Genomic DNA, 23,967 nt, shown 5'->3' on the forward strand with positions numbered 1-23,967 from the left:
CCGACGCCGGCTCCCGACGAGTCGGTTGTCGTCAATGCTGTTGTGCAGCAGGCGTGTTCATTTGTTGTACCAGCTAGCTCGGCCCGGCAGTGTCGCCATGGCGGCCGGTCGTGCGCGCGCCGTCGACGAGTCCTTTCACGGCAGCGCACGAAAACCGGGTGCTGACAGCGTTTCTCGTGACCGACGCGAGATCCACACCAACTGCACAACACCCCCGACATCTACCGCACCTACACACTCCGCAAATCCACACTCTGAGACCGACCACCACAGAGGAGTATCCGTGACAGTCGACCAGTTCCGCTCCGGCTCGCAGGGCGCCGCCAACGCAGAGCGCCCCACCACCACGCTCATCGAGCGGCTCACGCAGGGCGAGCCCTATGCGATCAGCTTCGGCGGGCAGGGCGGTGCATGGCTGCCCACGCTGACCGAGCTGGTCGTCGACGCCGACCTCGAGCACCGTGTCGCCGCAATAGTCGATGCCGCCGAACGGCTCGTCGAGCCGGTCGCCGACGAGCTCGTCGTCGCTCGTGTGTCCGGGTTCCACCCGCTCACCTGGGTCCACGCGCACGACGCGGGAGACGACGTCCCCGCCGAGGCCGCTCTCGCCGACTTCACCCTCTCCGGCCCGGGTGTGCTGCTCACCCAGCTCGCCGCCGTGGAGGCGCTCCGCAAGCAGGGTCTGGACACCGCCGTGCTCCCGCCGAATGCCGTGGTCGGGCATTCCCAGGGGTCGCTGGCCACCGACGCGGTCGGCGCCGAGGGCCGGATCGCCGAGTCCGGTCAGGGTCTGCTGCTGGCCGTGGCGCACCTCATCGGTGCCGCCGGCTCGCTGATCGCGCGTCGCCGCGGTCTGGGCGTGACCACCGACGGCACCCCGATGCTCGCCCTGACCAACATCAGCCCGGCTCGCGTCGACGAGATCCTGGCCCGGTACCGGGACGGTCTGCACGAAGACGATCTGGCGACCGCGCCGGTCGTCGCCATCAAGAACAGCCGCACCGCGGTCGTGCTGTCCGGCGCGCCGCGGCACCTCGCCGCGTTCGCCGCCCTCTGCGAGCGGATCGCCGCGACCGAGGCCGACGAGCGCAAGCGCAAGGTCACCGGTGGGGCACCGTTCGCGCCGAAGTTCGACCAGCTGCAGGTGTCGGTCGCGTTCCACCACCCCGCGATGGCCGAGGCCGTCGAGCTGGTCGGCCAGTGGGCCGATCGCTGCGGCATCGACCGGGACCTCGCCACCCGTCACGCCCATGACATCCTCGTCGGCCACGTCGACTGGGTCGCGTCGGTCGACGAGATCGTCGCCGGCGGCGCCAAGTGGGTCCTGGACTTCGGTCCCGGGGACATCGCCACCCGTCTGACCGCATCGCTCGTCCGCGGACAGGGCGTCGGACTGGTTCCGGCGGCCCTGCGCGTCGGACAGCGCAACCTGTTCAGCCCGGGCGGCGTCCCCGAGGTCGCCACCCCGTGGTCGCAGTTCGCACCGACCCTCGTCGAGCTGCCCGACGGCCGCGCCGTCGTCGAGACCTCCTTCACCCGCCTCACGGGTCGTTCGCCGATGCTGCTCGCCGGCATGACGCCGACGACCGTCGACCCGGCCATCGTCGCCGCCGCGGCCAACGCAGGGCACTGGGCGGAGCTGGCCGGCGGTGGGCAGGTCACCGAGGAGATCTTCGCGCGCAACATCGCCACCCTCACCGACCTGCTCGAGCCGGGCCGCGAGGCGCAGTTCAACGCGCTGTTCCTCGACCCGTATCTGTGGAAGCTGCAGCTCGGCGGCAAGCGCATCGTGCAGAAGGCGCGTGCGCAGGGCGCCCCGCTCGACGGCGTGATCGTCTCCGCCGGTATCCCCGAGCTCGAGGACGCCGTCGCGCTCGTCGACGAGTTCGTCGAGGCCGGACTGCGTTTCGTCGCCTTCAAGCCCGGCACCGTCGAGCAGATCCGGTCCGTGGTGCGCATCGCGGCCGAAGTGCCGCACCACCCGATCATCGTCCAGATCGAGGGCGGCCGCGCCGGTGGCCACCACTCGTGGGAGGACCTCGACGACCTGCTGATCGCGACCTACGGTGAGCTCCGCGCCCGCCCCAACGTCGTGATCTGCGTCGGCGGCGGCATCGGGACACCCGAACGCGCCAGCGAATACCTCACCGGCACCTGGGCGGCTGCCCACGGCTACCCGGCCATGCCGCTGGACGGCATCCTCATCGGCACCGCGGCGATGGCGGCCAAGGAGGCGACGACCACCCCCGAGGTCAAGCAACTCCTCGTCGACACCGTCGGTATCGACGAGTGGATCGGTGCCGGTCACGCCACCGCCGGAATGGCCTCGGGCCGTTCCCAGCTCGGCGCCGACATCCACGAGGTCGACAACACCGCGTCGCGCTGCGGCCGGTTGCTGGACGAGGTCGCCGGTGACGCCGAGGCCGTGTCGGCCCGCCGCGACGAGATCATCGCCGCGATGGCCGACACCGCGAAGCCGTACTTCGGCGACGTCGCGGCCATGACCTACCGCGAGTGGCTCGACCGGTACGCGGCACTGGCCGTCGGCGACGCCCGCGGTGAGCAGGTCCCGTGGGCCGACATCACCTGGCAGCAACGCTTCGTGGAGATGCTGCAGCGCACCGAGGCGCGCATGCATCCCCAGGACTCCGGGCCCATCCCGACGATGTTCGCCGAGGTCGCCGCTGCCGCCGATCCGCATGCCGCGATCGACGCGCTCGGCAGCGTGTACCCCGAGATCGACACCGACGTCCTGCATCCCGCCGACGTCGCGTTCTTCCTCGAGCTCTGCCGTACCCCCGGCAAGCCCGTCAACTTCGTGCCGGTTATCGACAAGGACGTGCGCCGCTGGTGGCGCAGTGACTCCCTGTGGCAGGCGCACGACCCGCGCTACGGCGCCGACGCCGTGTGCGTCATCCCCGGGCCGGTCGCCGTCGCGGGCATCACCCGTGTCGACGAGCCCGTGGGCGAGCTGCTCGACCGCTTCGAGGCGCAGGTCGCGGCCGACCTGCAGGCCGCGGGGGAGCGCCCGTCTGCCGTCGCCTCCCGGCACCGCGCCGGATTGGCCGAGGAAGCCGGTGTGCTGACCGCGGTGCTGGAGTCCGACGACGTGAGCTGGGCGGGCCGGATCGTGGCGAGCCCGATCGCGCTGCTCGGCGATCGCGACGCCTGGACCGTGGTCGGACCCGAGCGGGCCGAGCACGCCGTCAGCGGAGCGTTCCTCGAGCAGGTCGCCGCCGATTCCGACTCCGACGCCGCCCGTTTCGACCTCGTCGTCCCCATCTCGGGCGCCTCCGTACGCATCCCGCTGCTGGCCGGTGAGAGCCTGCGCGACGGTGGTTCGCCGCTGGTCGGCCTCGCCGACGCCTCGGACGCGATGCGCGAGATCCTCACCGTGGCCGCCGGCGGAAGCCTGGCCGAGGTGAACGACGGTGTGTCGGTCACGACTGTCTCCTGGCAGCCCGATTCGGTCGCCGACCACGCCGCGGTCACCGGTTTCTCGCTGCCGCCGCACCTGCGTCCGACGACCCCGACCGCCCCGTTCGGTTTCGCGGTGCCCGACACACTCGTCGGCGCCTGCTGGCCGAGCGTGTTCAGCGTCATCGGCGCCGCGCGGACCGATGCCGGTGATCCGGTCGTCGAGGGTCTGCTCGACCTGGTCCACCTCGACCACGCGATCGCACTGACCGGCGAGATCCCTTCCACCGCAGCCGAACTCACTGTCACCGCGCGCGCCGGCGCAGTCCGTGACGCCGAGGTGGGTCGGGTCGTGGAGGTCTCGGTGGAGATCGCCGGGCCGTCCGGCCCGATCGCGACGCTCGACGAACGCTTCGCGATCCGTGGACGCCTGGGCGCGGCCGAGCTCACCGACCCGGCCCGGGCCGGCGGTGCGCCCGTCGCCGAGCAGTCGGCCACCCGCAAGCTGATCCGGACCGCCACCATCACCGCGCCGAACCGGATGAACGGCTTCGCCGTCGTGTCCGGTGACCGCAACCCCATCCACACCGATGCGGCCGCGGCGAAGCTCGCCGGGCTCGGTGACCCGATCGTGCACGGGATGTGGCTGTCCGCGGCCGCCCAGCAGGTCGTGACCGCGACCGACGCCAAGAACCCGACGCCGTCGCCTCGTCCGCTGATCGGCTGGACCGCCCGCTATCTCGGCATGGTCCGGCTCGGGGATCGCATCACCGTGCGCGTCGACCGCGTGGGCCTCGACAACGGCCGCGAGGTCGTCGAGGTGAGCGCCAAGGTCGGCGACAACCTGGTGATGAGCGCGACCGGCCTCCTGGCCGCGCCGCGGACCGTCTACGCCTTCCCCGGCCAGGGCATCCAGAGCAAGGGCATGGGACTCGACGCACGTTCGCGGTCGAAGGCCGCGCGCAAGATCTGGGACCGCGCCGACAAGCACACCCGTGCGGCACTGGGCTTCTCGATCCTGGCCGTCGTCCGCGACAACCCGACCACCCTCGTCGCCAACGGGACCACCTACAACCACCCGGACGGCGTGCTCTACCTGACGCAGTTCACCCAGGTGGCCATGGCCACGCTCGGCGTCGCACAGATCGCCGAACTCAAGGAGTCCGGCGGGTTCGTCGAGGGCGCCATCACCTGTGGTCACTCGGTCGGTGAGTACAACGCGCTCGCCGCGTGTGCCGGCGTCCTCCCGCTCGAGGCCGTCCTCGAAGTCGTGTTCCAGCGCGGCGAGGCCATGCACCACCTCGTCCCGCGAGATGAGAAGGGGCGCAGCGACTATCGGATGGCGGCCATCCGGCCGAGCCAGTTCGGTCTGGCCGACGCCGAGGTCACCGGTTTCGTGTCCGGCGTGGGCGAGCAGGCCGGGGAGTTCCTCGAGGTCGTCAACCTCAACCTGCTCGGCTCGCAGTACGCGATCGCCGGCACGGTTCGTGGCCTCGAACTCCTCGAAGCCGAGATCGACCGCCGCCGCGTTGAGTTCGGCGGCAAGCGCGCCTTCATCCTGATCCCCGGTATCGACGTCCCGTTCCACTCCAGCGTGCTGCGCGCCGGCGTGCCGGAGTTCCGCGGCAAGCTCGCCGAGCTGCTCCCGGCCGACATCGACATCGACATCCTGGTCGGCCGCTACATCCCGAACCTGGTGCCGCGCCTGTTCAACCTCGGGCGCGACTTCGTCGAGGAGATCGCGGCACTCGTGCCGTCGGATCCGCTGAACGAGGTCCTCGCCGACTGGGATGCCTGGGAGGCGACTCCGAGCGAACTCGCCCGCGTGATCCTGATCGAGCTGCTCGCCTGGCAGTTCGCGAGCCCGGTGCGGTGGATCGAGACCCAGGAACTGCTGTTCAGCGGTCCCGAGCGGAACGGGCTGGCGGTCCAGCGTTTCGTCGAGATCGGTCTGAAGGGCGCGCCGACGCTGACGGGTCTGGCCACCAACACCCTCAAGCTCGACGACTACGCCTCGGCCACCACCGAGGTCCTCAACGTCGAGCGGGACTCCGACACGATCCTGGCCAAGGACGCCGGTCACGAGCCCGACGAGGACGAGATCGACGCTCCCGCGGAGTCCGCGCCCTCGGCAGCGGATGCCGCCCCGGCACCCGCGGCCGCGCCTGCCCCGGCCGCTCCCGCGGCTCCCGCGGGCGGTCCGCGCCCCGACGACATCGCGTTCACCCCCTCGGATGCGGTGAAGTCCGTCATCGCGCTCTGGACCAAGATGCGCGTCGACCAGATCGGTTCCGCGGACACGATCGAGGCGCTGTGCGACGGCGTGTCCTCGCGTCGTAATCAGCTGCTGCTCGACATCGGCGGTGAGCTCGGACTCGGTGCCATCGACGGTGCCGCCGAAGCCGACATGACCGCGCTGTCGTCGACGGTGGAGACCCTCGCCCGGGGATATCGTCCCCTGGGTGCGGTGCTGACCGACGCGGTCAGCGACCAGGTCCGCAAGGTGCTCGGTCCGCTGGGCAAGCGCCAGAACTACATCACCGACCGGGTCGCTGGCGTCTGGCAGCTGGGCCCGGGCTGGGGTCTGCACACCACCGTGGCGCTGGCGCTGGGCACCCGTGACGGCGCGTCCGTCCGCGGTGAGGCCCTGGGCAATCTGCTCGACGGTCCGCTGACGAACACCGACTCGCTCGATGCCCTCATCGACAAGGCCGTCTCCGCGGTGGGTGCGGTCAAGGGCATCCCGGTCGGCAAGCCCGCCGCCGAATCCGGTGGTGGCGCAACGGTCGACGCCGCGGCGCTCGGTGAGTTCACCGAACAGATCACCGGTCGCTCCGGTGCGCTGGCCTCGGCCGCGTACACCCTGCTGGACAAGCTCGGACTCGCCGAGGTCGCCGACCTCGCCGAGACCGCCGCGGACCCGAACGCCGAGCTCGCCGAGCTCGTCAGTGCCGAACTCGGTTCGGACTGGGCCCGTACCGTTGCTCCCGCCTTCGACGCCGCCAAGGTCGTCCTCATCGACGACCGGTGGGCGACGGCCCGCGAGGACCTCGTCCGCCTCTGGCTGACCGACGAGCACGATCTCGACGCCGACTTCGACAAGATCGTCGGCGGGTTCGCCGGAGCCGGTGACACCGTCGCCGACCACGCCACCTGGTGGCAGGGCAAGGCACTGGCCGCCGGAAATGCGGTGCACGGCCGCGTCTTCGGCGCGATCGCGCATGCTGCGGAGAACCCGGAGAAGGGTGAGTACAGCCGCGAGATCGCCGTCGTCACCGGTGCGAGCAAGGGCTCGATCGCCGCGGGCGTTGTCGCCGGCCTGCTCGCCGGTGGTGCGACGGTGATCGCGACGACGTCGCGTCTGAACTCCGACCGTCTGGCGTTCTACAAGAAGCTGTACCGCGAGAACGCCCGGGCCGGTGCCGCACTGTGGATCGCCCCGGCGAACATGGCCTCCTACGCCGACGTCGACGATCTCGTCGGGTGGATCGCGGCCGAGCAGACCGAGAACCTCGGCGGCACGACCGCGGTGGTGAAGCCGGCGATGAAGCCGACTCTGCTGTTCCCCTTCGCCGCACCGCGGGTCGCCGGTGACCTCACCGACGCCGGTGGTCGCGCCGAGCTGGAGATGAAGGTGCTCCTCTGGTCGGTCGAGCGCCTCATCGGCGGTCTCGCCGACGTCCATTCCGACCACGACATCGCGGCCCGGGTGCACGTCGTGCTCCCCGGTTCGCCGAACCGCGGCATGTTCGGCGGCGACGGCGCCTACGGCGAGAGCAAGGCCTCGCTCGACGCACTCGTGCAGCGCTGGTCGGCCGAGGAGTCCTGGGGTTCCAAGACGACGCTCGCCCATGCGCTGATCGGCTGGGTGCGCGGCACCGGGCTGATGGGTCACAACGACGGGATGGTCGACGCGGTCGAGGCTGCGGGTGTGCGCACCTGGAGCACCGAGGAGATGGCGGCGAACCTGCTGACCCTGTGCACGCCGGAGCAGCGTTCGAGCGCGGTGAGCGCGCCGGTCCTGGCCGACTTCACCGGCGGGCTGGACAGCTCGACCGATCTCAAGGCCCTCGCCGCCACCGCGGCGGCGGCCGCCGAGGAGTCCGCGGACACCGAGGACGAGCCGGCGACGACCGTCGCGGCGTTGCCGGCTCCGGCGCGCGCCCCGAAGGCGATGCGTCCCGAGTGGCCTGCGATCGACGCCCGGCCCGAGGACCTCGTGGTCATCGTCGGCGCCGGCGAGCTCGGCCCGTTCGGTTCGGCCCGTACCCGTTTCGAGATGGAGGTCGACGAGAAGCTCTCGGCGGCAGGCGTTCTCGAGCTAGCCTGGAACACCGGACTGGTGCACTGGGATTCGGCGCCGAAGCCGGGCTGGTACGACACCGCGTCGGGAGACCCGGTGCCGGAGAGCGAGATCGCCGAGCGCTACCACGACGAGGTCGTCTCGCGCTGCGGTATCCGCCGCTACGCCGACGACGGGGCGATGGTCGACAACACCTCGCCGCTGCTGACCTCGGTCTTCGTCGACGAGGATCTGACCTTCACGGTCAACTCCGAGGCCGAGGCGCGGGCATTCGCCAGTGCCAACCCGGAGAAGACCAGGGTCGCGCAGAACGCCGACGGCGACTGGCAGGTCACGCGTCTGGCGGGCACCGAGATCCGCGTCCCGCGTCAGTTCGCACTGACCCGGACCGTCGGCGGCCAGATCCCGACCGGATTCGATCCGACCCGCTGGGGCGTCAGCCCCGACATGGTCGAGTCGATCGACCGGGTCGCGCTGTGGAACCTGGTGGCCACCGTCGACGCCTTCCTGTCGTCGGGCTTCACCCCGAGCGAACTGATGCGCTGGGTGCACCCGGGTCTGGTGGCGAACACGCAGGGCACCGGTATGGGCGGCATGACCTCCATGCGCGATCTGTACGTCAACACCCTGCTCGGGGAGGCCAACGCCAACGACATCCTGCAGGAGGCGCTGCCGAACATCGTTGCGGCACACGTCGTCCAGTCGTACGTGGGCAGCTACGGTGCGATGATCCATCCGGTGGCGGCGTGCGCGACCGCAGCGGTGTCGGTCGAGGAGGGCGTCGACAAGATCCGCCTCGGCAAGGCGCTGTTCGCGGTGGCCGGCGGCTTCGACGACCTCGGCATCGAGGGCATCGTGGGCTTCGGCGCGATGTCGGCGACCGCCGACTCGGCGAAGATGACCGCGCGCGGCATCGACGACCGTCGCTTCTCGCGGGCCAACGACCGTCGACGCGGCGGGTTCGTCGAGTCGGCCGGCGGCGGCACGATCCTGCTCGCCCGCGGCGACGTCGCGGCCGAGATGGGTCTGCCGGTGCTGGGTGTGGTCGCGTGGGCGCAGAGCTTCGGCGACGGCGTGCACACCTCGATCCCGGCTCCGGGTCTCGGTGCCCTGGGTGCGGCTCGCGGGTCGCTGTCCTCGCCGCTGGCCCGCGCGCTGGGTTCGCTCGGCGTCAGTGCGGACGACGTGGCGGTCGTGTCGAAGCACGACACCTCCACCAAGGCCAACGATCCCAACGAGTCGGAGCTGCACGAGCGGCTCGCGACGGCGATCGGCCGCGGCAAGGGCGCACCGCTGTTCGTGGTGTCGCAGAAGTCGCTGACCGGTCACGCCAAGGGCGGCGCGGCCGCCTTCCAGCTGATCGGCCTGTGCCAGATCCTGCGTGACGGCGTCATCCCGCCGAACCGCAGCCTCGACTGCGTCGACGACAAGATGGCGGAGTACCCGCACCTGGTGTGGCCGCGCGAGACGTTGCAGCTCGGCGAGCGGTTCCCGCTCAAGGCCGGCCTGCTGACCAGCCTGGGCTTCGGTCACGTGTCCGGACTCATCGCGGTGGTGCACCCGGAGGCCTTCATCGCCTCGCTGAACCCGGAGGAGCGCGACGCATATCGGCAGCGCGCCGACGAGCGCACCCGCCTGGGCAGCCAGCGGTTCCTGCAGTCGATCTGCGGTGGCGAGCCGGCCTACCAGCGCCCGCCGAACCGCCGCTTCGACGAGTCGGTCGACGAGCACGACGCCGAGGCCGGCATGCTCCTCGATCCGCAGACGCGGCTCGACGGTGACGACGTGTACGGGGCCGACGTCTCCGGCGCCGGCGTCACGGCGGCGGGAAGCCGGTGACGCATGGTGTGTCGAACGGTGCGGGCGACTCCGGCGGGATGAGTGTCCTCGGTGTGGGGATCGACATCGTGTCGATCCCGGAGTTCGGCGAGCAACTCCGGCAGCCGGGTACGACGTTCGCCGACCGGTTCACGGTCGGCGAGCGTCGGGACTCGGCGGCCGGGACCGGCGACGACGCCCGGCATCTGGCCGCGCGCTGGGCGGCCAAGGAGGCCGTCGTGAAGGCGTGGTCGGTGAGTCGCTTCTCGCGTTCGCCGCTGCTGCCGCTGATCCGGCACAGCGACATCGAGGTCGTGACCGACACCTGGGGACGGCCGGCGATCAGGCTGTCCGGGGAGATCGGTGAACACCTGCGCGACACGAACGTGCACGTGTCGTTGACCCACGACGGCGACACCGCCGCGGCGGTGGCCATCCTCGAGGGCAGGTAGCCCCACCGGCGGCGCCTCAGACCGCCGTGGACTCCTCCAGGAGCAGATAGCCCGCGAGCATCCGCTTGAGTTCGGCGACGGTCTCGTCGTGGTCATGGCCGTCCTGCACCGAGAAGCTCAGCAGCGAGTAGGCCGTGTGGACGAGCACCTGCGACATCATCTCGCGTCGCTCACGCTGTGACGGCGTGAGCGGCGCGATGATCCGTGCGACCTGTTCGGCGAGCACCCGTTCGTTCAGCGACGCGGTGGCGCGGGTCGCCGGGGTCGACTGGACGGCCAGCCACACCGCGCGTCGCGAGGGATCGGTACGCCACAATGCCGCGAGGTGGTCGAGGAACTTCTCCAGCAGGCTCGGCCATTCCAGGGACGGCACCTCGGAGGAGAACGCCGTGAGTTCCTCGCGCACGTCGACGGTGTCCTGGCGATCCAGCTCGCACACGATGACGTACTTGTTCGCGAAGTACTGGTAGAGGGTCCCGATGGGGACCTCGGCCCGCGTCGCTATCTCCTCGCACGTCAGCGACTCGAAACCGACGTCGATCAACAGCTCCCGGGCCGCCTCGAGCATCGCCTGGAACTTGCGTTTGCTGCGCTCCTGGGTGGGCCGCTTGCGCGGTACCAGCGGTTCGGCGGACTCGGGCATCGGGGCCGGCTCAGACGGACAGGTCGCGGCGCAGTTTGGCGACGTGTCCGGTGGCGCGGACGTTGTACTGCGCCAGTTCGATCGTGCCCTCGGCATCGACCAGGAACGTCGACCGGATCACGCCGGTGACGGTCTTGCCGTACATCTTCTTCTCCCCGAACGCGCCCCACTCGGTGAGCACCTTCTTCTCCGGGTCGCTGAGCAAGGGAAACGTGAGGCCCTCGGCCTCGACGAACTTCGCGAGCTTCGCCGGCTTGTCGGGGGAGATGCCGAGCACGGCGATTCCGGCCTCGTTCAGCTCGCCCAGGTTGTCGCGGAAGTCGCAGGCCTGTTTGGTGCAACCCGGCGTGGAAGCCGCGGGATAGAAGTACACGACGACTTTGCGTCCGGCGTAGTCCGAGAGCGAGACCGGGTCGCCGTTCGCGTCGGGCAGCGTGAACGGCGGGGCCTTGTCGCCCACGGACAGTCGGGTGGTGGTCTCTGCCATGAGAGCCAGGCTAGTGCATGGCCACATGCCCGGATGCCGGGATGTCGTAGCATCGAGACGCTGCCATCTGGCGGTTCGTCCCCGGCCCCGAGAAAGGTCGATCGGCCGGTCGGGGAAGCGGAAAGACAAACGAGAAGCGCCGGAAGGATGCAACGTGGCCGGAGATACCGAACGTATCGAGCAGGACATCGCCAAGGCCCGTGAGGACCTCGCCAGCACGCTCGACGCGCTGGCCGAACGCACCAGCCCGCAGCGGCTCGCCGACGACGCCAAGTCCAAGGCCCTCGCCACGCTGCAGACGCCCGCGGTGAAGTACGCGATCGCCGGATTGGGTGCGCTGGTGGTGCTCATCGTCGTCCGCAAGGTCGCCGCCAGGTGATCCGGTGATCCCGCCGGTGGGGACAGGGACTCGTCCGCGCAGGCCCGTCGGGCGGCAGAAACCGCGCCGACCAGGCGATTTCACTTCTGCCGCGCGGGTCCTGTAAGGTTCCATCTCGCACCGGCAAGCGCCATTAGCTCAATTGGCAGAGCAGCTGACTCTTAATCAGCGGGTTCGGGGTTCGAGTCCCTGATGGCGCACAGAGTTTCAAGACGCCTCGCATTCAGCGGGGCGTCTTGTGTCATCTCAGAAGGTTTTCGGTCGCGCGCGGGTGCTTGATGAACAGCAGGTGAACGTCCGGCGTTTCGCGTGCGCAACACGCCACTCGAACGGATGACCGGCGAAGCGATCGGTGCGATTTCTCGTACACTGGTCGGCGACATCGGGTTCGGAATGTCGGTGTTCGGCGGTTCGGGGTTCAGATGTCAGGTTTTCACAGGTTGCGGGGCAGCGTGACCGGCCGATTCGGGGTCGGGACGCCGACAGGCGGGAGTGAGATGGGGATGGGCCGTACTCGGCGGATGCCGCTGATCATCAGCGGGGTGATGTTGGCGATCGTCGCGCTGGTGACGTCGTGCACGCAGGAAGCGTCGTACTCCGACAACGTCAGCAGTTCCAGTCTTTTCGACGACCTGCTCAAGCCGGGTCTCGAGATCACCGAGTGGGCCGAACGTCCCCTGAACGACAACGCCGTCGGTGTGCAGCCCGGCGCGCCCATCAAGGTGAAGACCAGTGAGGGCACCATCAGCCGGGTGCTGATCAAGAAGTCCGACGGCACTCCCGTCAAGGGCACCCTCGCGGACAACGACACGGTGTGGGTCAGCGACGAGGCCCTCGGCTACAACCGCACCTACACGCTGGAGACCGACGCGGTCGGCATCGGCGGAGCGGTCACCAAGAAGGTCACGTTCACGACCAGCAGCCCCAACAACCTGACGCAGGCGTACCTGACCCCGAGCCCCGGCGAGACCGTCGGCATCGGGCAGCCGGTCGCGGTCAAGTTCGACGAGCCGATCGCGGATCGCCGTGCGGCGCAGCGCGCCATCCGGATCACCACCGATCCTCCGGTGGAGGGCGCCTTCTACTGGATCAGCCCCAGCGAGGTCCGGTGGCGGCCGGCGGAGTACTGGAAGCCGGGCACCAAGGTGCGGGTCGCGGTCAACACCTATGGCATCGACCTCGGTGACGGACTGTTCGGCCAGGAGAACGTGCGTACCAACTTCACGGTGGGACGCTCGATGATCATCACCGCCGACGACAACACCAAGCAGGTCGTCTTCGAGCGTGACGGCAAGGTCATCCGGAGCATGCCGACGTCGATGGGCAAGGCAGGCGACGAGACCGACAACGGCGTCTACCTGATCGCGGACAAGCACGACCACATCATCATGGACTCTTCGACCTACGGTGTGCCCGTCAACTCGTCGAACGGCTACCGCACCCCGGTCGACTACGCGACCCGGATGTCCTACAGCGGCATCTTCTTCCACTCCGCACCGTGGTCGGTGTGGGCGCAGGGCAACACCAACACGAGTCACGGCTGCCTGAACCTGAGCCCGGAGAACGCGCTGTGGGTCATGGAGAACACCCTCCGCGGCGACCCGGTGGTCGTGAAGAACACGACCGGCGGAACCCTGTCGGGCACCGACGGACTCGGTGACTGGAACATCCCGTGGTCGGTGTGGCGCAAGGGCAACGCCGACAACGCCTGACGCCAGACAGTTCCCGGACGCCACCGAACCCGCATCGCGGTCGGTGGCGTCCGTGCGTCGGGCGGAGGATCAGCGCGACGCGACGAGGAACGTACGGCTCATGCCGGTGACGGGTCTCGTCGTCCCGCTCGCATCGCGTCGGTCCCCGAAGTAGCGGATGCGGTATTCACCCGACGCATCCGCCGGCGGACGCCAGGTGATGGTGATCCGCGACGTGTCCGGGCTGCCGGCCGGTCGCGCCCACCGGAACTCTGTGGACCAGTCGTTGTCGTCGGCGACCGTCGTCCACCCGTACCCGGTGCGCCGTTGCACCTCCAGGTAGGTCCGCCCGTTCCGGAAGTCGTTGTTGGGGTGGGCGCCGACGAACTGCACGGTCACCGTCGAGCCGGGGCGGTACCTGGCCTCGGGCTGGCACAGGACGTCGCCGTAGCGGTGGCCCGGTATCGGACGGTCCGCGGGGACCGGTGGCACCAGATCGGGTTGCAGGCCCGACTTGTCGACCGGCGCGGGACCCCGGCCGATCCCGCGTCCGGATGCCATGGCCGCCGCGAGCGCGGCGAACTCCTGGAGATAGGCGGACAGCGTGTATCGGCCGTACTGGGTCTCCCCGCCCTCGTAGTGCTGCAGGTCGTATTCCTCGGGCGTGGTCACGTATTGGGTGTAGGCGTTGGAGAATCCCTGCACGAGAACGTTGTCGAGATCGATCCGCAGTTCGTCGGCGACCACCTGTCGAAGTCGCAGGCCTGCGACGACGGTGACCTCGGCGGGCACGCCGACGAGCACGATCTCGCCGATACGCATGAGCTGCAGCGGTACCACCGACGGGATCCAGCCGGAGGGCGGCAGCAGACCGAGCGGGAACGCGATCAGCTTGGGCGCCTGCATGTCTCGCATCCACGGTGCGATCGGCGGGACGCGATCGCCGCCGAGGGCGGTGACGAGAGGGTTGGTCATGCCCTCGACGAGGAAGGGGAGCGGTTGCTCGTAGTTGTCCTCGCTGCTCGTCGCCACCGCACCGGCACCCATCATCGCCGGAGTCGTGGAAGCCGGCCGGCCGTCGGGGGTGTAGGTGCCCGAGATCGTGACCGATGACATGTCGACGTACCGCACGATCGAGTCGACGCCGCCGCGCGTCATCGGGCGAGCGCTGTCGAAGGCCCGCCGTCCCGCGACGTACTGACGCTCACCGATGAGTTCGCAGTTCCGTCGGTTGTTCGAGGTCGGTCCGTTCGGATGGAACTGTGCCAGCGCGAGATTCGGCGTCATGTCACCGGAGTTGGTCTGGGGGAACGCGGCGACGAACCCTGGTTGTGCACGTTCCCACAGGTGGCTCGCATACCCCTTGTTGTCGCCGGCGATGAGGACGTTGCGGTCGGTGAGGGATGTGCCGTGGGTCGGGAACCAGGTGATGGCGCCGACATCCCGGCCGCCGGAACCGTCGTGCTGCCGTAGTCGCAGCACCGTGACCCGGGGGTCGATCGCGTTCGGGAAATGACGGGTGTCCGACGACGGATTCGCGTCGAAGGCCACCCGGGACCTGTTGCGGCTGGCGTCGTGCAGTTCCTCCCGGCCGAGGGTGAGGCTGCCGGGCGCGAGGTCGTCGTGCGCGCGCACGATCGCGGCGAACATGCCGTCGACCTCGGCGTCGTAGGAGTTCTTCTTGAACCCGAATGCGGCGAGGGAGTACGCGTAGTCCCACGACGTGCCGCCGCACGAGGCGTGGGTGTGCTGCGCGTTCAGGTTCACGTTCGATTCGGTGTAGAGAGACCCGAACCTGGTGCGCAGCTTGGCCATCAGGCCCATGTGATGCGATTGGAACAGACAGGCGAGGTCGGCGGTGAGGAAGACGACGCGTTCACCGGTCGCGCGGTCGACGATGATGTAGGCCCGCGCCCAGCAGCGCTGCAGGAGCCCGGCCGCGACCTGCTCGGGATTGGAGTAGCCCATCATGCCGTGGCCGGCGACCGCGCCGGTGACGTCGGCGATGCCGCAGCCGACGAGGTAGTTCGTCGACCCCGGCGGCGAAGCGCCGGCGCGCCCAGAGGTGAGGGCGGTTCCGAGGCCCGCGGCGGTGGCGGTCGCCGCGGCACCGGCCATCACCTGTCTGCGTGTGAGTTCCACGAGGCGTCCTTCCGGGCGTCGGACGACACCGGCAGACGTGCGGTGTCATCGCGGCAGCACCGCGACGGTGCGACCGCGTGGGCTCCGTCCAGGTCAGGTCGGCGGAGCGTCCGACCTCAGTCCTTGTCGCCGCCGCCAGGGATTCCGACGATGAACCCGATCCCGATGATGATGCACGAGATCAGCGCGACGGCAGGCATGACCCAGTAGGAAGGCATGGAGTGGACGTTACTGCGCACCACCCTGATGTGCCGGGCTTCGGAGACTTTTGAGGTCGAAGGTCCCGGAGGGTCGTCGACTCTCCGTGAATCGCCGTCCCGCCGGGAACCCCGTCAGTCGGCGTCGTCCGCGCGAGCGAACGCGCCGGAGTACTCGCTGACATCGATCTCCTCGGACACCACGGTCTTCTTGTCGTTGTAGACGTCGCGGTCGATCTCGTCGTCGGCGTTGGCCACGAGCATGGCGACGAAGGTGTCCCCGTTGACGTTGAGGAATGTCCGGAAGATGCCCGCGAACCAATCCACGGCGATGAGAATGCCCACGGCTTCGAGCGGGAGGTCGAGTGAGGTCGCGAGAAATGTTGCGATGACCGGGAATCCGCCGGGGACAGTGATCGTGCCCATGTTGAGCAGGATCGCGAGGCCCATTCCGAGCGCGATGTCGCCGACGGAGAGCTCGACGTTGCCTGCCTGGGCCAGGAACATGACGACGATCATGTAGTTGAGAACCGCGCCGTAGGAACCCATGGTGAGGCCGATCGAGAGCGTGAAGTTGGCGATCTTCTGACTCACGCCGATCTTCTCGACAGTGTTCTTGAGGACGGTGGGGAAGGTGACGGCCGAGCTCGTCGTGGTGATCGCGATGGTGGTCTGTTCCGCGAGTTTTCCCGGCAGCCGTGCCGGGTTGAGGCGGGTCCGGGCGGTGACGACCACGACGAACAGCACGAACAGGATCGCCACGCCGAGCGCCGTGGTGCCCAGGTACTTGACGGCGGTGGTCACCACCGAGAGCCCGACGTCGCCGGCGAGTGAGGCGAGAAGGCAGAACACACCGATGGGTGCGATGTACATGACCAGCCGGATCATCGTCAGGATGATCTGCTGGATCTGGTCGATGAACGTCAGGACGCGGTCGTCGCCGGACTTGGTGATCTGCATGCGCAGCGCGACGCCGAACAGCAACGCGAAGATGATGATCGGCACCATCGTGGCCGTGGACATCGCCTCGAAGACGTTCTTGGACACGAAATTGAGGAGCGTGTCCTGCCATCCTGTGGTCTGACCGGCCTCGTCTTCGAGAGTCGGGTCGAGCTCGCCGTCGAACACCATCCCGGCGCCGGGTCTGATCAGCACACTCAGTCCCCATGCCAGTACCGCCGCCACGACCGAGAATCCGAGCATCCACTTGACGGTCCGAAAGGCGATGCGGCCCGTGCCCGCGCCCGACATCGACGCTGTTGCCACGATCACCGACGCGAGAACGAGCGGCACGATGGACATCTGGATCAGGCGGATGAACATGTCGCCGATGAACTTCAGGTTGGCGGCCCACTCACCGACGACCAACCCGAAGATCAGGCCGGCGATCGCACCGAACCCGATCTGTAACGCGGGATGCTTCAACGCCTTCACGGACTCTCCTCGGACGCAGGGTGCGGCCGACAGCCGCGTGTCACGGCCTCTCGCCGAATGTGGGCGAGACGCTAGTGCGACGTCGCTTCGACGGTGTGTCATCGGTTTTACGGCCGGGTTTCGTCGCACGTCGGCGGGCGGAAGAATGCGACTCCTGATGGGAGTTCACCGATCGGACGGCGTCTCGTTCACGAGGCCGGACAGTGCGTCGGCGAGATAGTCGTCCTCGGCGACATTGCCGGGCAGCTCGAGCGCCCGACGGTACGCGTCGGCCGCGCCCCGGTCGTCGCCCAGTTCGGAGAGCGTGAGCGCCCGGGCGATGTGGAAGGGCCGGAAGCGGTCGAGCTGCTTGTCCGACCGCAACCGATCGAGCATCTCGATGCCACGAGCCATCCCGTAGGCGCGGCCGACGGCAACGGCGCCACCGACGCGCACCACGGGCCCGGGATCGTGTGCTTCCAGAAGCCGGTACAGGACCGCGATCTGTGTCCAGTCGGTCTCGGGGGCCGTGGGCGCTTCGGCGTGCACCGCGGCGATCGCGGCCTGGATCGTGTAGGGCCCGGCATCGGGCTGTGCCGCAGCGCTTTCGGCGAGTGTGATGCCCTCGACGGCGAGGTCCCGGTCCCACAGCTCGCGATCCTGGTCGCCCAGCGGAACGGGGCGCCCGTCGGTGTCGAGTCGCGCCGGACGACGGGACTGGGTGAGCAGCAACAACGACAGCAGCCCGGTCGTCTCGGCGCGGGGGAGCAGCGAGCGCAGGGTTCGTGCGAGAGAGATCGCTTCGTCGGTGAGGTCGTCGCGCACGTGCGAGTCGCCGGCCGAGCGGGCGTAACCCTCGGAGAACATCAGATAGACCACCCGCAGGACCCCGCCGAGCCTGGCGGGGAGATCGTCCTCGTGCGGTGGGGTGAACGGAACACCCAGCGCGCCGATCCGTTTCTTGGCGCGCACGATTCGCTGTTGGGCCGTCGGGACCGGAATCAGCAGGGCGTGCGCGACCTCGGCGGTGGTCAGCCCGGCGACGAAACGCAGGGTGAGTGCGATCCGGTCTTCGGCGCGCAGCACGGGGTGGGTGCACGCGAAGAACATTCCGAGTCGTTCGTCGGGCAGTTCCGGTGGCGGCGCATCTGCCGGGTCCGCGAAATCCGGATGCACCGGTACGCGTTCGGTGTCGGCGTGCAGCCGGGCGAGTTTCCCGGCGAGGACGGATTCGCGGCGTATCACGTCGAGTGCCTTGCGTTTGGCCGTCGTCGTCAGCCACGCCTCGGGTGAGTCCGGTAGCCCGGTTCGGGACCAGGTGGTCAGCGCCTGCGCGATCGCATCCTGCACGGCGTCCTCCGCGAGGTCGAGGTCGCCGAATCTCTTGGTGAGAGTGGCGAGTACACGCGCGCGGACGTCTCGGTCGACGGCGGACACCGCCCGGCGGGCCACGGATTCCGCGGACTCCGTGGTTGCCGGGCGGTGGGGAGGACTCGTCATCGATCAGTACGGTGCGAGCGGCCGGATCTCGACGTGACCGCCCGGCGCCGAGCCGGGGCTGCGTCGGGCCCACTCGATCGCCTCGTCGACGTTCGCGACGTCGATGACATAGACCCCGCCGACGAACTCCCGCACTTCCGCGAACGGCCCGGACGACGCCACCACCCGCTCACCGCTGTCGTCGGTGTGCACGACCGCGCGCTCGTCCTCCAGAGCGAACGAATTGACCACGACGCCGGCCTTGGTGATCTCCTCGTCGAAGGCGAAGAACTCCTCGGGGCTCGCGCCCCCGTCCTCACCACACGCCGGATCGTTGACGTGTCCCATGAGCAGCAATGCGTACTTCATCGTTCCTCCAGTTCTCGGCCGCACTTCTCTGCCGATGTGGCCTCGGTGCCGAACCGGATCGGTCCGACACCATGGTGACGTACGGCGATCACGGGTATCGACAGCAAGACGAAAAAAGTTTCGAGACGCCGATCGGCCGAGGACTCGATCGTGTGTATCAGAGGCCAGGAGCGCGGCCTCGCATACGCCTACTAGTTGAAACCGGGCGTCACGATAGCTTCGGGCGTCAAGAAGTTGGAGGGACCGTACATGGACAGTAACCATCGGCCAGGCTGCCATTCGCTTGCGGTATCGCCAGTTTCATCGACGCGAACCCACCGTAGGTCTGTTCGGTAGGTGTTGCCATTCACGACGAGTTCTACGTCCGCGTGAGCAACGGCGGCTGCGACGTGGCGCACGCGGATAATTGTCCAGGCGGTTAGGCTGAGCCCCTTGTAGAGATCTTTGGCCTCCTCCGCAAGCCTGCCAACTGAGGATCGGTTGAGCCTGAGTTCCATGAAGTGGGCGCCTACAGGCCCCCACTGTTGCTTCTGCCACCGCGTTAGGAAGTCAGCGGACGCCGTGGCAACTTCGGACGGATGGTCGGTCGAAGTACCCGGCTCGTACTGGTAAGCATGCCACTTTTCGATCTTGGCCCTCTGGTCTTGGACTATTTTCCAACGACCGATTAACTCTCGCATTGTAGGTGTCGGCTCGACCGGCCGCGTTTGACGTTCGCGCGCTTCTGCCCAGTCGGCCACGGCGAACAGACGGTTCCACGCTTTCGTTGCGACGACATCGTTATCGAAGTTGACGAGGGTGCCGTGCATGATGCCGTTGCGGAAGAGGTCGGTGATCTCCGCCGTGTCGGTCTTATAGAAGCCTTTGACGAATGATTGATGAGCGTGGCTAAGGCCCATATGGTGGCCGGCAACGCTGTCCCACGCCACCATGTCTTCCGCAGGGCGGGCATGCAACCCCTGCCGAGTCGCAGTTTCGAGGTCGTTCACGAAGCCGTCCATCGCGGACAACAGGACGAGAATCGTGCTGTAGTAGCGGCCGTTTTCGTAGTCGTCTAAGGCATTTTGTAGCAGTGGAAGGCGTGGGCGCATCGCTTCGAAGCGCAGCAAGCGGCGCAGCGGAAATTCAATCCTCGTGGCCGTCTTGTAGTACTCGATGAGGCGTTTCTCGGCTGTGACCGCGTCATCTGCGCTGACGACATGTTCTAACGCGCGTAGGTTGAGGTCGCTAGTGAACACCCAATTCCGCTCCCCGAGGAGCGCGTAAAAGGTGTCTACCATAGTCGTAATGTGGTTGTGCTCGCGCCTCAGGTCTCGCAACTGTTGCCGTTGATGTTTCCGTAGCAGAAAGCCGAGCGCCTTGAGCGCAGCCATCTGCTGCTCCATCTCTCTGATAGAGGGAAGGTCGCGCGCTGAGCCGTAGGGGCGCACCCTCCGCGTGTCCGTCATGTCTTGACCGTATAGGCGACCACCGACCCGTGGGACGCGCGGCAACGGCGCCAGCACTACAGACGCAGCGTCGGTCGGACGGACCTCACGCCCCCTGTGGTGGTGTTGCTGGGGCCGATTGAGTGCGCCACCTGCAATGCGCTTGTAGCTCCTTCGGCTGGTGCTTCACATTTCTGCGCAATTAGGTTTCGGTCGCCGGCGTCGGGTGACGTTCGTGGCGAGTCGCGGCCAGGCCCGCGACAGCCTTACACCGAACCTGATCAGCTGGGTGATAGACCGTACGCTCGCAGGATCGATTCTGCGAGATGCTTCGTACTTAAAATGGTCGGTGGTTTCTAGGTGGGCACGTGGACAGATTGACCGGAATTTGCAGTCCGTTTTCAATTGGTACCGTCGCGACGCGTTCGCGAGGCGATGTTGTTCAAGGGGGAAACGGCGACTGCGGTCCAGACGCGCCTCGGCCGGATGATGGCCGATTGCAACGGACTTCACAAATTAAGGCGCTGCCCAAGAATATGACGCGGTCTACTGATTCTCAGCGCGGCAACTAGAGGACGGACTGCCCTTCACTGAATCCAGGGCGCACCGTCGTGGATTAGTATCTCCTGCCCGTTTCGGTGCCGCTTGGTAACGGTCCAGTTCTCTCCCTCGATCAGCGTGGGGTCTAGCGAGATCCGGTCGTTGTAGGCGTTTCCGTCGTCATCGGCGTAGTTGAAGACAATTGACTGATCGCGGGGAATGCCGTCCTCGTTCACGGGTTGGCCGTCGTCATCCTTCTCACCTGTGAGAATTAGGAACTGGCTTCGAGCGACGTAGCCGGGAGGCCAGGCACCGACCGGTCTAGAGAACCGGTGACGTACGAACACGAGCAGACTCGGCTCGCCCTCCGGGGTTGTGTCGTGGGTTGGCAACGGTGGGTCGAAAGTCACGTCGACGTTGCGGGCCATCGAGGGGCCGACGTTGGAGACCTCAAGGCCTGCGCTCATCGTGCCGCTGGGTTTCAGAGAGGCGACCATTATCGGACGGGTGGTGCGCTGGGCCGCTTGCCGGCCGTGGCGCAGGGAACGAACGGCGGTTGTACCCGTCACGACTGCCATGGTTCCCGCAGCTGCCGCTGCGGTGGCCGCCACCCGCGCAGTGGTCCACCAGTGCCAGAAATCCCAGAACCAGCCCACGTTCGGTGTCCTCCGAATCGACCCTTGTTGCATAGCTCGTTGCACCGACGCGCATATAACGCATATAAACAGCGCCCCACCTGCATTTCATCAGGTGGGGCGCTGCTTGTCGTCGGGGTGGATGACGGGACTCGAACCCGCGACAGCCAGGATCACAACCTGGTGCTCTACCAACTGAACTACATCCACCATCGGCGTCGGAAACCTGGGCATACGCGCCGGGCCTCAGAGCCATCAATACTCTAGCGGGTCGGTGCCGTAGAACTCCAATCGGTTACCGGACCAGCGTGTTCACGCGGGGCCGAGGTCCTTGACGATCTCGGCGAGGGCATCGGTGTCCGGGCCGGGAGCGGGTACGAACGCCGCCGCGCGGTAGTAGCGCAGCTCGCGGATCGACTCGCGGATGTCGGCGAGCGCCCGGTGCGCGAGGCCCTTCTCCGGCTGACCGAAGTAGACCTTCGGATACCAGCGTCGGCACAGTTCCTTGATCGAGCTGACGTCGACCATGCGGTAGTGCAGGTAGGCGTCGAGTTCGGGCATGTCCCGGGTGATGAAGCCGCGGTCGGTGGCGATCGAGTTACCGGCAAGCGGCACCGCTCCGGCGGTGGTCACGTGCTCGCGGATGTAGTCCAGGACCAGCTTCTCGGCCTCGGCGAGGGTGACCGTGGACGCCCGCACCTCCTCGGTGAGACCCGACGCCGCGTGCATCTTGGTCACGACGTCCGGCATCGAGGCCAGGGCGGCATCGTCGGCGTGGATCACGACGTCCACACCGTCGCCGAGGATGTTGAGGTCGCTGTCGGTCACGAGGGCCGCGATCTCGATGAGTTTGTCCGACTCGAGTCGGAGTCCGGTCATCTCGCAGTCGATCCACACCAGTTTGTCCTGCACCCGACAACCTTAGCCAACCGCATCCGCAGATCCGCGGGAGATCGGCGCCCGCGGGCTATCGTGTGCTCGTGACCGAAGCCTCCAGTCCCGCCGAGGGCAGTCCAGCACAGGGCAGTCCAGCACAGAGTGTCGCCGCCGGATACGCGTTCACCACACCCACACTCGAACTGGGGGCGGTCTCGGTCTCGGGGCAGGTCGATCCCGAGGCCAAGGTGCGTATCCCGTTGTCGATGATGAACCGGCACGGACTCGTCGCCGGAGCGACCGGGACCGGGAAGACCAAGACGTTGCAGCTGATCGCCGAGCAATTGTCGAGCAACGGCGTGCCCGTCGTCATGGCCGACATCAAAGGCGACCTGTCCGGGCTCAGCCGGGCTGGTGCGAGCAACGACAGGATCATCGACCGAACCCAGCAGACCGGCGACGACTGGCAGCCCGCGGCACACCCGGTCGAGTTCGTCTCGCTGGGTTCGGAGGGGATCGGGGTGCCGATCCGCGCGACCATCACCTCGTTCGGGCCCATTCTGCTCAGCAAGGTGTTGGGACTCAACGCGACTCAGGAATCGACGCTGGGCCTGATCTTCCACTGGGCGGACAAGAAGGGCCTACCGCTTCTCGATCTCAAGGACCTGCGGTCGGTCATCGCATTCCTCACCGGCGACGAGGGCAAGGCCGAACTGAAAGGGATCGGCGGGGTGTCGCGACAGACCGCGGGCGTGATCCTGCGCGCGCTGACGAATCTCGAGGCCGACGGCGGTGACACGTTCTTCGGCGAACCCGAAGTCGATCCCGCCGACCTCATCCGGACGGCGGCCGATGGGCGCGGAATCATCACGCTGTTCGAGCTCGGCACCCAGGCGGCCCGACCCGCCCTGTTCTCCACCTTTCTCATGTGGATCCTGGCCGACCTCTTCGAGTTCCTGCCCGAGGTCGGCGACCTCGACAAACCCAAGCTCGTCTTCATCTTCGACGAGTCGCATCTGCTTTTCGACGACGCGTCGAAAGCGTTTGTGGACCAGGTCGTCCAGACGGTCAAACTGATCAGGTCGAAGGGCGTCGGCGTGTTCTTCTGCTCTCAGCTGCCGACCGACATCCCCAACGAGGTGCTCTCGCAGCTCGGTGCACGGGTCCAGCACGCGTTGCGCGCCTTCACCCCCGACGACCAGAAGGCGCTGCGCACGACGGTCAAGACTTATCCGGTGTCGGAGATCTACGACCTCGAGCAGGCGCTGACCTCCCTCGGCACGGGCGAGGCGATCGTGACGGTGCTGTCCGAGCGCGGCGCGCCGACACCGGTCGCCTGGACGGTGATCCGAGCGCCACGGTCGGCAATGGAGGCGATCGGCGCCGACGCGATCACGGCGGCCGCGAAATCCGGACCGCTGTATGCGAAGTACGGCACGCCGGTCGATCGGGAGTCCGCCTACGAGATGCTCGCGGCGAACACCCTCGGACCTGGGGAGTCCGCCGACGCGCCGGCGCCGGTTCCGGCACCACCGCCTGCGGCCGCCCCGACACCCGCGCCGGAGGAACCAGGGCTGCTGACCGAGGTGCTCACGAGCAAGCCGATGCAGAGTTTCCTGCGATCGGCGGCGAGCGCGGCCGGGCGTGAGTTCAGCCGCGCGATCTTCGGCACGGGGCGTCGCCGGCGGCGCTGACAGCC

General features: G+C 67.9%; 14 protein-coding genes and 2 tRNA genes. 6 read left to right on the top strand and 10 right to left on the bottom strand.

Annotated features, from left to right (window positions below; genetic code table 11):
- Positions 1-283: 283 nt before the first annotated feature.
- The gene (locus KTR9_RS10710) at positions 284-9,559 is read left to right on the top strand and encodes a type I polyketide synthase (protein ID WP_014926394.1); all 9,276 of its coding nucleotides are present in this window, start codon (positions 284-286) and stop codon (positions 9,557-9,559) included.
- A 38-nt stretch (positions 9,560-9,597) separates the two neighbouring features.
- Positions 9,598-9,990, top strand: a complete 393-nt coding sequence (gene acpS, locus KTR9_RS10715; protein WP_033203568.1) for a holo-ACP synthase AcpS — start codon at positions 9,598-9,600, stop codon at positions 9,988-9,990.
- 16 nt (positions 9,991-10,006) lie between these two features.
- Here acpS and KTR9_RS10720 read toward each other — a convergent pair whose 3' ends face one another.
- Positions 10,007-10,633, bottom strand: coding sequence for a TetR family transcriptional regulator (locus tag KTR9_RS10720; protein ID WP_010841674.1), 627 nt, complete (start codon positions 10,631-10,633; stop codon positions 10,007-10,009).
- A 10-nt stretch (positions 10,634-10,643) separates the two neighbouring features.
- Positions 10,644-11,120: a thioredoxin-dependent thiol peroxidase gene (bcp, locus tag KTR9_RS10725; protein ID WP_010841673.1), complete on the bottom strand. Its 477-nt coding sequence runs from the start codon at positions 11,118-11,120 to the stop codon at positions 10,644-10,646.
- A 154-nt stretch (positions 11,121-11,274) separates the two neighbouring features.
- Between bcp and KTR9_RS10730 the strand changes: the two genes are divergently transcribed.
- From KTR9_RS10730 to KTR9_RS10740, 3 genes are all read left to right on the top strand, one after another.
- Positions 11,275-11,499, top strand: a complete 225-nt coding sequence (locus tag KTR9_RS10730; RefSeq protein WP_010841672.1) for a DUF3618 domain-containing protein — start codon at positions 11,275-11,277, stop codon at positions 11,497-11,499.
- A gap of 127 nt (positions 11,500-11,626) precedes the next feature.
- Positions 11,627-11,699: transfer RNA gene (locus KTR9_RS10735), tRNA-Lys, on the top strand.
- Between the two features lie 297 nt (positions 11,700-11,996).
- On the top strand, positions 11,997-13,211 hold the full coding sequence (locus KTR9_RS10740; protein ID WP_014926397.1) for a L,D-transpeptidase: 1,215 nt from the start codon (positions 11,997-11,999) through the stop codon (positions 13,209-13,211).
- 69 nt (positions 13,212-13,280) lie between these two features.
- Here KTR9_RS10740 and KTR9_RS10745 read toward each other — a convergent pair whose 3' ends face one another.
- The 8 genes from KTR9_RS10745 to orn all read right to left on the bottom strand — a co-directional run bounded on the left by KTR9_RS10745 (position 13,281) and on the right by orn (position 22,304).
- Complete coding sequence (locus tag KTR9_RS10745) at positions 13,281-15,332, bottom strand: neutral/alkaline ceramidase (RefSeq protein ID WP_014926398.1); 2,052 nt, start codon at positions 15,330-15,332, stop codon at positions 13,281-13,283.
- Positions 15,333-15,664: 332 nt separating this feature from the next.
- Positions 15,665-16,963, bottom strand: a complete 1,299-nt coding sequence (locus KTR9_RS10750) for a dicarboxylate/amino acid:cation symporter (RefSeq protein WP_014926399.1) — start codon at positions 16,961-16,963, stop codon at positions 15,665-15,667.
- Positions 16,964-17,128: 165 nt separating this feature from the next.
- A complete protein-coding gene (locus KTR9_RS10755) occupies positions 17,129-18,442 on the bottom strand; it encodes an RNA polymerase sigma factor (protein WP_044506439.1) in 1,314 nt (437 codons plus the stop codon).
- Positions 18,443-18,445: 3 nt separating this feature from the next.
- Positions 18,446-18,790 carry a YciI family protein gene (locus KTR9_RS10760; RefSeq protein ID WP_010841666.1) on the bottom strand — a complete coding sequence of 115 codons (345 nt, stop codon included), beginning with the start codon at positions 18,788-18,790 and terminating at the stop codon, positions 18,446-18,448.
- Positions 18,791-18,981: 191 nt separating this feature from the next.
- Complete coding sequence (locus KTR9_RS10765) at positions 18,982-20,238, bottom strand: hypothetical protein (RefSeq protein ID WP_044506441.1); 1,257 nt, start codon at positions 20,236-20,238, stop codon at positions 18,982-18,984.
- Positions 20,239-20,804: 566 nt separating this feature from the next.
- Positions 20,805-21,413 (bottom strand): hypothetical protein, encoded by a 609-nt coding sequence (locus KTR9_RS26525; protein WP_014926403.1) that lies wholly within the window; start codon positions 21,411-21,413, stop codon positions 20,805-20,807.
- 116 nt (positions 21,414-21,529) lie between these two features.
- Positions 21,530-21,602 (bottom strand) — tRNA-His (locus KTR9_RS10775).
- A 102-nt stretch (positions 21,603-21,704) separates the two neighbouring features.
- On the bottom strand, positions 21,705-22,304 hold the full coding sequence (gene orn / locus KTR9_RS10780) for an oligoribonuclease (RefSeq protein WP_044506443.1): 600 nt from the start codon (positions 22,302-22,304) through the stop codon (positions 21,705-21,707).
- Between the two features lie 62 nt (positions 22,305-22,366).
- Here orn and KTR9_RS10785 point away from each other — a divergent pair, with 62 nt between their 5' ends.
- A complete protein-coding gene (locus KTR9_RS10785; RefSeq protein WP_044506446.1) occupies positions 22,367-23,962 on the top strand; it encodes a helicase HerA-like domain-containing protein in 1,596 nt (531 codons plus the stop codon).
- The last annotated feature ends 5 nt before the right edge of the window (positions 23,963-23,967 follow it).

The sequence above is a fragment of the Gordonia sp. KTR9 genome (assembly GCF_000143885.2).
Classification (GTDB): Bacteria; Actinomycetota; Actinomycetes; order Mycobacteriales; family Mycobacteriaceae; genus Gordonia.

What these genes read in the sequence shown, in the direction of transcription:
- KTR9_RS10760 (WP_010841666.1), bottom strand. Translation starts at nt 18,790, where the DNA reads ATGAAGTACGCATTGCTGCTCATGGGACACGTCAACGATCCGGCGTGT.
- KTR9_RS10755 (WP_044506439.1), bottom strand. Translation starts at nt 18,442, where the DNA reads ATGACGAGTCCTCCCCACCGCCCGGCAACCACGGAGTCCGCGGAATCC.
- KTR9_RS10765 (WP_044506441.1), bottom strand. Translation starts at nt 20,238, where the DNA reads ATGACGGACACGCGGAGGGTGCGCCCCTACGGCTCAGCGCGCGACCTT.
- bcp (WP_010841673.1), bottom strand. Translation starts at nt 11,120, where the DNA reads ATGGCAGAGACCACCACCCGACTGTCCGTGGGCGACAAGGCCCCGCCG.
- KTR9_RS10720 (WP_010841674.1), bottom strand. Translation starts at nt 10,633, where the DNA reads ATGCCCGAGTCCGCCGAACCGCTGGTACCGCGCAAGCGGCCCACCCAG.
- acpS (WP_033203568.1), top strand. Translation starts at nt 9,598, where the DNA reads ATGAGTGTCCTCGGTGTGGGGATCGACATCGTGTCGATCCCGGAGTTC.
- KTR9_RS10740 (WP_014926397.1), top strand. Translation starts at nt 11,997, where the DNA reads ATGGGGATGGGCCGTACTCGGCGGATGCCGCTGATCATCAGCGGGGTG.